The organism is Komagataeibacter kakiaceti JCM 25156 (assembly GCF_000613305.1).
Genome location: NZ_BAIO01000061.1, coordinates 1 through 9,483, shown reverse-complemented (window position 1 = coordinate 9,483; position 9,483 = coordinate 1). Strand labels below are relative to the sequence as shown.

Annotated in this window: 12 protein-coding genes; 10 read left to right on the top strand and 2 right to left on the bottom strand. The window is 62.4% G+C overall.

Annotated features, from left to right (window positions below):
• From JCM25156_RS05935 to JCM25156_RS05890, 10 genes are all read left to right on the top strand, one after another.
• The coding region (locus JCM25156_RS05935; RefSeq protein ID WP_025812462.1) for an aminotransferase class V-fold PLP-dependent enzyme at positions 1-514 on the top strand (514 nt) is incomplete at its 5' end.
• Positions 515-626: 112 nt separating this feature from the next.
• Complete coding sequence (locus JCM25156_RS21935; protein WP_306301740.1) at positions 627-1,691, top strand: homocitrate synthase/isopropylmalate synthase family protein; 1,065 nt, start codon at positions 627-629, stop codon at positions 1,689-1,691.
• Between the two features lie 41 nt (positions 1,692-1,732).
• A complete protein-coding gene (gene nifW, locus JCM25156_RS05925) occupies positions 1,733-2,071 on the top strand; it encodes a nitrogenase stabilizing/protective protein NifW (protein ID WP_025812461.1) in 339 nt (112 codons plus the stop codon).
• Between the two features lie 192 nt (positions 2,072-2,263).
• Entirely contained in the window at positions 2,264-3,058 is a 795-nt protein-coding gene (locus tag JCM25156_RS05920) for an electron transfer flavoprotein subunit beta/FixA family protein (RefSeq protein ID WP_242402506.1), read from the top strand.
• Positions 3,059-3,116: 58 nt separating this feature from the next.
• Positions 3,117-3,401 carry a hypothetical protein gene (locus JCM25156_RS32020; RefSeq protein ID WP_277909390.1) on the top strand — a complete coding sequence of 95 codons (285 nt, stop codon included), beginning with the start codon at positions 3,117-3,119 and terminating at the stop codon, positions 3,399-3,401.
• The gene (locus JCM25156_RS30850; protein WP_277909388.1) at positions 3,398-4,165 is read left to right on the top strand and encodes an electron transfer flavoprotein subunit alpha/FixB family protein; all 768 of its coding nucleotides are present in this window, start codon (positions 3,398-3,400) and stop codon (positions 4,163-4,165) included. The genes JCM25156_RS32020 and JCM25156_RS30850 overlap by 4 nt, the downstream gene beginning before the upstream one ends.
• Positions 4,166-4,175: 10 nt before the next feature.
• On the top strand, positions 4,176-5,486 hold the full coding sequence (locus JCM25156_RS05910) for an FAD-dependent monooxygenase (protein ID WP_025812459.1): 1,311 nt from the start codon (positions 4,176-4,178) through the stop codon (positions 5,484-5,486).
• A complete protein-coding gene (locus JCM25156_RS05905) occupies positions 5,483-5,770 on the top strand; it encodes a ferredoxin family protein (protein ID WP_457851817.1) in 288 nt (95 codons plus the stop codon). Before JCM25156_RS05910 ends, JCM25156_RS05905 begins: the two co-directional genes overlap by 4 nt.
• Entirely contained in the window at positions 5,745-6,629 is an 885-nt protein-coding gene (modD, locus tag JCM25156_RS32820) for a ModD protein (protein WP_457851816.1), read from the top strand. Before JCM25156_RS05905 ends, modD begins: the two co-directional genes overlap by 26 nt.
• Before the next feature lie 236 nt (positions 6,630-6,865).
• Positions 6,866-7,069, top strand: a complete 204-nt coding sequence (locus JCM25156_RS05890) for a TOBE domain-containing protein (RefSeq protein WP_025812455.1) — start codon at positions 6,866-6,868, stop codon at positions 7,067-7,069.
• Positions 7,070-7,262: 193 nt separating this feature from the next.
• On the opposite strand, the gene nadC is transcribed toward JCM25156_RS05890, so the two are convergent.
• Positions 7,263-8,117 (bottom strand): carboxylating nicotinate-nucleotide diphosphorylase, encoded by an 855-nt coding sequence (gene nadC / locus JCM25156_RS05885; protein ID WP_025812454.1) that lies wholly within the window; start codon positions 8,115-8,117, stop codon positions 7,263-7,265.
• Positions 8,114-9,483 (bottom strand): L-aspartate oxidase (locus JCM25156_RS05880; RefSeq protein WP_025812453.1); only part of this gene is annotated, 1,370 nt, incomplete at its 5' end. The genes nadC and JCM25156_RS05880, both read right to left, overlap by 4 nt.

The window sequence follows — 9,483 nt, the reverse complement described above, 5'->3', positions numbered from 1 at the left end:
GGAACGCGGGCGGCGCGCGGGCACCGAGAACGCGCCCGGCATTGTCGCCCTTGGTGTCGCGGCCGAACTGGCGCAGCAGCACATCAACGACGAAAATACCCGCGTGCGGGCCATGCGCGACCGGCTGGAGCAGGGGCTGCTGCAACGGATCGGCAATTCGTTCGTGGCGGGGGATGTGGATAACCGCCTGCCCAACACGGCCAATGTCGCGTTCGAGTATATCGAGGGTGAAGCCATCCTGCTGCTCATGAACAAGGCGGGCATCGCGGCGTCCTCCGGGTCGGCCTGCACGTCGGGCTCACTTGAGCCATCGCATGTGCTGCGGGCGATGAAAGTGCCGTACACCGCGGCGCATGGGGCCATCCGCTTCTCGTTCTCACGCGAGAATACGGATGAGGACGTGGATCACGTGCTGGACGTCATGCCTGGCATTATCGCCAGGTTGCGGGAAATGTCCCCGTTCTGGGATGGTAAGAACGCCGGTCAGTCCGGTTTTGCGCCGACCTATGCCTGATCCTGCATTTTGCAGGGCAAGAGAGGGGACGCCATATGTCAGACTGCACACGCCTGATCATAAATGACACCACCCTCAGGATGGTGAACAGGCGCCCGGTGTTGCGTTCACCATCGCGGAAAAGCTTGAAATAGCCCGTGCGCTCGATCAGGCGGGCGTGGACGATATCGAGGCGGGCGTACCCGCAATGGGCGATGACGAGATCGCCATCATCGCCGCCATCGGGGACACGGTGCAGCGCGCGCGTGTCATCCCGTGGTGCCGGATGCGCCATGAGGACATCCTGGCCGCCCGGCGTACCGGGCTGGACAGCATCCACCTGTCGGTTTCAACCTCCATGCGCCAGATCATGGCCAAGTACCGCACGTCTCCACGTCACGTGCTGGACATGGTTCATGACGTGGTGTCGCATGCCAGTGATTGCGGTCTCGCCGTTTCGGTGGGGGGGGAGGACGCCAGCCGCGCGGACATATCCTTTCTGCTGGATCTGATCGGTACCGCGCAGCAGGCCGGGGCTTTCCGGTTCCGCTATGCCGATACGCTGGGCATCATGGAGCCCTTTGGCGTTTATGAGGTCATTACCCGGCTGCGCGAGAGTTGCAGGCTCCAGATCGAATTCCATGGCCATGATGATCTGGGGCTGGCGACCGCCAATACACTGGCCGCCATCCGTGGTGGCGCGCATAGCGCCAGCGTGACCGTGCTGGGGCTGGGCGAGCGGGCGGGAAACGCCGCGCTGGAGGAAGTCGTGGTGGGCGCGCCGCGTCTGGTCGGGTGCAACAGCAGCGTCAATCCCGTGCAACTGCCCGCGCTTGCGGCGCTGGTCACGCAGGCATCCGGTCGTGCAATTCCGGTGGATAAGGCAATCGTTGGTGACAGCGTGTTCCGTCATGAATCCGGCATTCATGTCTCGGGCCTGCTGCGCGATACGGGAACCTATGAAGCCCTGGATCCCATGCAGTTCGGGCGGCGGCGGGAAATCGTGCTGGGGAAGCATTCCGGCCGGGCCGCCATGCGCCATGCGCTGGAAACGCTGGGGCTGGAGGCGGATGACGCGCTTGTTGTCGGCATGCTGGCGTCGGTGCGGGAACGGGCTTCGGTCGCCAAGCGCAACGTCGCGCTGAACGAGGTCGCGGAATTATATGCCGCCATGTCGGGCTGTGCCCGACCACGGTGAGATGAACCTATACGGGGCAGGGCCCACAGGGGAACAGGACGATGGGAATACTGGACGAACTGCGCCAGCTTTCAGCGGCTGAGGATTTCTTTCGCGTGCTGGACGTGCCGTACGACCCGCAGGTGCTCAATGTCGCGCGGCTGCACATTCTCCGCCGCATGGGCACCTATCTGAACGCCGATGATCTTGCACAGGCGGGAGATGATGAGGCCCGCCGTGCGCTGTGCCGCGCCCGGCTTGAGCGCGCCTATGATGATTTCACCCGTTCGACGCCCATTACGGAGCGCGTGTTCAAGGTGCATCGTGACGCCATCCGGCCCTCGGGCGGTTTTGTCAGCCTGTCGGAGTTGACACAAAGCGGGGACCAAAACCCGACGTAATCGTGTCGCCCCTGTCCGGTGGGGTGGCATCGGGATGCGATTGCTCGTGGTTCGCAGCCGGTCCGGCTGTTGGCACGCCTTTTGCGGTCTGGGGGACAGGACGTGCACGGCACGCCGAGGGAGCTCGTGGAAATGCAAATATTTGTCTGTATCAAACAGGTTCCGGACAGCGGGCAGATCCGCGTTCACCCTGTGACCAATACGATCATGCGGCAAGGTGTGCCGACAATCATCAACCCCTACGATCTGTTCGGGCTGGAACAGGCGCTGCGCCTGCGTGACCGGTTTGGCGGTGAGGTCACGGTGATGACAATGGGGCCGCCGATGGCCGTGGACAGCCTGCGCAAAGCCCTGACCTACGGGGCGGACCGCGCCGTCCTGCTGACGGACCGCGTTTTCGCCGGGTCCGACACGCTCGCGACCAGCTACGCGCTGTCCAACCTGATCCGCAAGGCGGGCGAGACCTGGGGCGCGCCTGATATCGTGTTCTGCGGTAAGCAGACCATCGATGGCGACACCGCCCAGGTTGGCCCCGGTATCGCCCGTCGTCTGGGCCTGTCGCAACTGACCTATGTGTCGGGTATCGATGACATGGACCTGACGGACCGGCAGATACTGGTCCGCCGCCGTGGCGACCATGGCGTACAGGTCCTGCGTTCACGCCTGCCCGTCATGGTGACGATGATGGAAGGCTCGAACGAAATCCGGCGCGGAACGCAGGCGGACGCACTGCGCGCGGCCCGTGCCGAAGTGGTGCAGTGGAACGCCGCCACCGTGGGCATACCCGATGTCAGCCTGTGCGGGCTGCGTGGTTCGCCCACGGTCGTCAAGAAAGTCTTCGCCCCGACCGCGCGTGATGAAACGGCCGAGATGGTCCCCACCACGGACCTGTCCCCGGCCGCGATGGCGGATGCGCTGATCGATCGGATCTTTACCCGCCAGCCCGCATTGCAGGACGATCTGCTCCGGCAGGCGGCCGGACACTGAAGGAAAGACTGGCATGAGTAATCAAACTTCACGGCCAGCAGGAAGCGGCCGCGCCAACATGAAGCGGGAGCTGCCGGAACATTTCCGCTCCTACAAGCATGTATGGGTTTTTATCGAATTCGAACACGGCCGGATTCATCCCGTCTCGCTGGAACTGCTTGGGGAAGGCCGCAAGCTTGCCGACAGGCTGGAAGTCGAACTGGCGGCCGTCATCGCGGGAAGCGGGCATGACGCGCTGGAAGATGTGGCGAAGACCACTTTTTCCTATGGCGCCGATCTGGCTACATCATTGATGATCCCGTTCTGGCGGATTACCGTAACGAACCCTACACCCGGGTCATGACGGCGCTGGTGGAAAAGTACCAGCCTGAAATCATGCTTCTGGGGGCCACGGTCCTGGGGCGTGATCTGGCCGGCGCGGTGGCGACAACCCTCAGGACCGGCCTGACGGCGGATTGCACCGAGCTTGCAATCGATGGCGAACGGTCGCTTGCCGCCACGCGGCCGACATTCGGCGGGTCGCTCCTGTGCACGATCCATACGCTGAACTACCGCCCGCAGATGGCGACCGTCCGGCCCCGCGTCATGGCGATGCCGGTCGCGCAGGAAGGGCGTACCGGGCGCATTGTCGATTTCAAGGTCGACCTGAAGGAAGAAGACATCATTACCAAGGTGCTCGACTTCCTGCCCGATACCGCGAATGAAGCCGCCCAGCTTGCCTTCGCCGACATCGTGGTGGCAGGTGGGATCGGGCTGCGCACGAGCGAGAACGTGCAGCTTGTCCGTGATCTGGCCGATGCGCTGGGCGGGGACTGGGGTGGTTCGCGCCCGCTGGTGCAGAAAGGCTGGATCCCCGCGGAGCGCCAGATCGGCCAGACCGGAAAGACCATTCGGCCACGGCTGTATATCGCGGCCGGTATTTCGGGTGCGATCCAGCACCGCGTTGGCGTGGAAGGGGCGGATCTTATTGTGGCGATCAATACCGACCCGCGCGCGCCGATTTTTGATTTCGCGCATGTGGGCATTACGGCCGACGCGATTACGCTGCTGCCGGCACTGACCCGTGCATTCAGGCAGCGCCTGAGCGTAAACCGGATGGCGGGTTGAGGAGAGAGCGATGACTCACGAGCATTTTGACGCCATCGTCGTCGGTGCGGGCCCGTCAGGTAATGCGGCGGCCTATACCATGGCGCAGCGGGGCCTGAAGGTTCTGCAGATCGAGCGCGGGGAGTATTCCGGCTCCAAGAACGTGCAGGGCGCGATCCTGTATTCCGATGCGCTGGAAAAGATCATCCCCGACTTCCGCGAGGAAGCGCCGCTGGAGCGGCATGTGATCGAACAGCGGATCTGGATGATGGACGACGCCGGGCATACCGGCATGCACCATCGCAGCGACGACTATAACGAGGACAAGCCCAACCGCTACACGATCATCCGCGCGCAGTTTGATAAATGGTTCAACCGGTGCGTGCGTGAGATGGGCGTGACTGTCCTGTTCGAGACAACGGTCACCAGCCTGATCACCGATGAGAACAAACGCGTCATCGGCGTGCAGACGGACCGCGACGGCAACGGCATCTTTGCCGATGTGGTGGTTCTGGCCGAAGGCGTGAACGGACTTGTCGGCCAGCGTTCGGGACTGCGCCGGGAACTGCGCCCCGAGGATGTGGCGCTGGCGGTCAAGGAAATGCACTTCCTGCCGCAGGACGTGATTGACGCGCGCTTCAACCTCAAGGGCGAGGAAGGCGTGGTGATCGAGGCCATGGGCACGATTACCGACGGTATGGTCGGCACCGCCTTCCTGTACACCAACCGGGAATCAATTTCGGTGGGCGTGGGGTGTCTGGTCAGCGAGTTCGCGAAAAGTGGCGAGGCGACACCCCACGGCATTCTTGACCGTTTCAAGAGCCACCCCAGCATCAAGGCCCTGCTGGAAGGCTCCGAGATCAAGGAATACGCCGCGCACCTGATCCCCGAAGGCGGCTTCCGCGCCGTGCCCGAACTGGTCGGGGATGGCTGGATTGTGGTGGGGGACGCGGGGCATTTCGTCAACGCGGTGCATCGTGAAGGCTCCAACCTGGCGATGACCACCGGCCGTCTGGCCGGGGAAGTCGTGGCCAACATTCTTGGCTCCTGCATGACCTGCTCGCGTGAGAACCTGCAGACCTACGTCAAGCTGCTGGAAGACTCCTTCGTGATGAAGGACATGAAGAAATACAAGAACGTGCCACGGATGCTGGAACAGGGGGGCCGCCATATCATGGACCTGTATCCGCGGTTGCTGAACCGCTCGGCACAGACATGGTTCCGTGTGGACGGGAAGGACAAGAAGTCCAAGGAATCCGACATTCTGCGTAGTGCGCGGCAGGCCCGTGGGTTGACCGGGCTGCTGGGGGATGCATTCAAACTGGCGAGGGCATGGCGATGAGCGACGATCGGGTAGAAAACCGTCTGTTCCAGAACAGATATGTCGTGGATGTGGGGCGGCCGCATATCGAGGTTCGCCCGCATGAGGTTCCCTCACGCGAGCTGGTGGCCATGACGCGGGTCTGTCCGGCGGGCTGCTACAGCCAGAACGAACAGGGGCAGGTCGAGATCACGGCGGATGGATGCATGGAATGCGGAACCTGCCGCATTGTCTGCTCCAAGTCGGGCGATATCGAATGGAACTATCCGCGAGGCGGTTATGGCGTCCTGTTCAAGTTCGGATGAATGTCTGGCCCCGCTGACCAATACCCTGCTTGATACGCTGCTGGCGGAAGATGTGCCGTTTGGCGATCTGACGACGCGGGCGCTGGGTATCGGAAAGAATCCCGGGGTCATGACTTTTGCCGCCAGGCATGAGCAGGTGGTGTGCTGCACGGAAGATGTGGCCGCACTCCTGACGCGCCTGGGGGCGGATGCTGAAATTGTGACCGGAAGCGGCACACGTGTGGCGTCCGGGCAGCTTCTGCTCCGGGCGTCCGGCTCCGCCGGGGCGCTGCATCTTGGCTGGAAAGTGGCCCAGACCCTGCTGGAATGGGCGGCGGGCATTGCGACGGAAACGAATGATATCGTTCTGGCCGCGCGGGCAGGGGGCAATGCGCCTTCCGCCGGTGTGGCCATTGCCTGTTCCCGCAAAGCCCCCCCGCTGACACGGGCCGTGGCGGTCCGTGCGGTTCAGGCCGGTGGCGGGATCATGCACCGCACCGGACTGTCCGACACCATCCTTGTCTTCGCGGAACATCTGCTTCATGGATCCATGTGGCGGGCTGGATCAGGCAATTTCCAGATTACGGGCCAACGCGCCGGAACGGCGGATCGTGATCGAGGTCTGCAACGCGGAGACCGCCATGGCGGCGGCCCGCGCGGGGGCCGAGGCCCTGCAACTGGAAAAATTCACACCGGAAGAACTTTCACGGCTTCGCGCCAGTCTGGCGGCCGCCGGTCTGTCCCCCCGCATTGTGGCCGCGGGCGGTATCAATGCCCGAAATGTGGACCAGTATGTAAAGCTGGCGCCGATATTATCGTGACCTCCGCGCCATACGCGGCAAAACCACGTGACGTGCAGGTTGAGATCGGACCGGCCTGAAACGGCATGCCTGAAAATTTGATTCATTTGTATTTAATCGTGATTTTTCAAATAAATTATTGTTATCAACAGGCTATGGACTTCGCATGAATCAAGTATCCAAAATTTCATCGAAGATGAATTGTTTTGTGAAATTTGTATTGATAGAATGTGACCTGCACGTAATTGATAACTGCTTGCATAATATCCGGTCAGAATTTCAGGATATTATATAAATACTTGGAAAGGGTTAAAAAATGAAAATCAGCGCGCGTAACCAGATTGCTGGCAAGATTGTCGAAATCATCAAGGGTGCGACGACATCCCATGTCAGCATCGATATTGGCGGCAAGATCATCACGGCCTCCATCACCAATGAATCCGTGGCGGACATGAAGCTCAAGGTGGGTGAACATGCAACCGCCATTATCAAGGCGTCTGACGTAATGGTCGGCGTGTAAAAGAAAACGTCCCCACCCGTGTTGCTTCATGGGTGGGGACATTTTTCTTTCAAGGGATGGCCTTTAAGACGTTTCGCGAATTCCAGGGAAATTTCTGGTGTGGCGTTTTTCAAAAAGCTTCAGAAAACTCTACATTTTTGAAAAAAGACGGCATCTGGATCTGGCGTGGGGGTCATCCCTGCGCAGCCCTGCGTCAGGGCTGGTAATCCAGCCCGATATCCAGAATCCGCACGGTATGCGTAAGCCAGCCGAGTGAAATCAGGTCAACGCCGGTCTGCGCCACGGCCATGACGGTTTCAGGAGTAATCCCGCCCGATGCCTCGGTTATGGCGCGACCGTTCACCAGTTGCACGGCGTCGCGCAGCATGTCCGGCGGCATGTTATCGAGTAGGAAGACGTCAACCCCGCCCACCTCCAGCCCTTCGGCCAACTGCTCCAGCGTATCCACCTCAAGCTCGATGCGGACCAGATGACCCGCCGTGGCGCGCGCGCGCTCAACCGCGGGGCGGATGCCGCCAGCAAAGGCCAGATGATTATCCTTTATCAGGATGGCATCATCCAGCCCGAAGCGGTGATTGCTGCCACCACCCGCGCGCACCGCGTATTTCTGGATGGCGCGCAGGCCGGGCATGGTCTTGCGCGTGCAGGTGATGCTGGCGTGGTAAGGCCGCACCAGATCAACCAGTTGCGCGGTGGCGGTGGCGATACCGCTCAGATGCGAGAGGAAATTCAACCCGACCCGCTCCCCGGACAGGATGCCACGGGCTGGTCCCGTTACCGTGGCAAGACGGGTTCCGGCGCTGACGGCCTGCCCATCGGCAACATGGGGCGCGAACACAATGCGCGGATCCATAAGCGCAAAGGAGAGCCGGGCCATGGCCAGACCCGCGATCACCCCTTCCTGCCGGGCGACAAAAGCCGCCCGTACAGGCGCATCGGCATCCGCGATGACGGCATCGGTTGTCAGGTCGCCCGCGCGGCCCAGATCTTCCAGAAGCCCGGCGCGCACAAGCGGTTCAAGCATGATGTCGGGCAGGGGATGGATCATATGGGCGTTCTCTCATGTTCGGGAAGGCTGGGCGTCCTGCCGGTTTCCACCGTGCTGGCGATCCATCCGCGCAGTTCCGGCAGGGTGAAACCCGATGATGTGCCAGTAGCAAGGGGTGTGGGGAAATCGCTGCGAAAATGCGCCCCCCGGCTTTCATGCCGCTGGAGCGCCGCGTACAGGATGGCGGCACAGACCATTCCGGTATCGGTCCGTATATCCGGCAATATCTGCCGTAACCCTTCATGCAGCCCGCCGCCCGTGCGGATGACACCCGCATAACGGCTCATGATCTGGCGGTAGGGCCGTGACGGGGTGGGGGGTACGCTCCCTTCCGAAGCTGGCATGACGGCAGGTGGCGCGGGTATCGCGTGGTCATCGAGGGCCTGCCCGATCCATGAACCGAACGCCGCCGCTTCAAGCAGGGAATTGCTGGCCAGCCGGTTCGCCCCATGCAGGCCGGTGCAGGCCACTTCCCCCGCCGCCCACAGGCCCGCAACACCCGTGCGCCCGTGGCTGTCCACCACCACGCCGCCCATGTGATAATGGGCGGCGGGCCGGATGGGGATGGGCTGCGTGACCGGATTGACCTCATGGGCTAGGCACAGTGCCGAAATGGCCGGGAAATGATGGGGAAAATCAGCACCTATCGCCTTGCGGGCATCAAGATATATCTTGTGTCCCTGCATCATATGCCGCCATACGGCGCGCGATACGGTGTCGCGCGTGGCCAGTTCGTGGGTGAAGCGCTCACCGGTCTCATCCACCAGAATGGCGCCTTCGCCGCGCACGGCCTCGCTGATCAGGCATAGCCTCTGCCCTTCCTTTCCGGCGGAAAGGGCGGTGGGGTGGAACTGCACGAATTCCATATTGCCCAGAACCGCCCCCGCGCGGGCGGCGATGGCCAGGCCGCTGCCAGTCGCACCCGCGGGATTGGTCGTATCGGCAAACAGGCTGCCGACCCCGCCCGTCGCCAGCACGACCGCCGAGGTCGGCAGGGTCAGTTCATGCCCGGAAATGGCCAGCCGAAGGCCGGTTATGGCGTTATCATGAACAACGACATCACGCGCGCGGGCATGTTCGATCACGGTTATGCGCGGGGTCTGGCGCACGCGGGTGACCAGCGCGCGCATGATCATGGCCCCGGTGGCGTCCTCCCCCGCATGAACGATGCGGCGGCGTGAATGCGCGGCCTCCAGCCCCAGTTGCAGGCTTCCGTCAGCCTGCCGGTCCCATTCCACGCCCAGACCGGTCAGGCGGGTAATGATGGCCGGTCCCTCGCGCGTAATACGCGCGATAACCTGCCGGTCGCACAGTCCGGCCCCGGCTTCGAGCGTGTCCGCCGCATGGAGTGCCGGCGAATCATCGG

Coding starts and splice junctions, on each gene's coding strand:
- nifW (WP_025812461.1), top strand. CDS start 1,733: ATGGGAATACTGGACGAACTGCGCCAGCTTTCAGCGGCTGAGGATTTC.
- JCM25156_RS32020 (WP_277909390.1), top strand. CDS start 3,117: ATGAAGCGGGAGCTGCCGGAACATTTCCGCTCCTACAAGCATGTATGG.
- JCM25156_RS30850 (WP_277909388.1), top strand. CDS start 3,398: ATGACGGCGCTGGTGGAAAAGTACCAGCCTGAAATCATGCTTCTGGGG.
- JCM25156_RS05910 (WP_025812459.1), top strand. CDS start 4,176: ATGACTCACGAGCATTTTGACGCCATCGTCGTCGGTGCGGGCCCGTCA.
- JCM25156_RS05905 (WP_457851817.1), top strand. CDS start 5,483: ATGAGCGACGATCGGGTAGAAAACCGTCTGTTCCAGAACAGATATGTC.
- modD (WP_457851816.1), top strand. CDS start 5,745: ATGGCGTCCTGTTCAAGTTCGGATGAATGTCTGGCCCCGCTGACCAAT.
- JCM25156_RS05890 (WP_025812455.1), top strand. CDS start 6,866: ATGAAAATCAGCGCGCGTAACCAGATTGCTGGCAAGATTGTCGAAATC.
- nadC (WP_025812454.1), bottom strand. CDS start 8,117: ATGATCCATCCCCTGCCCGACATCATGCTTGAACCGCTTGTGCGCGCC.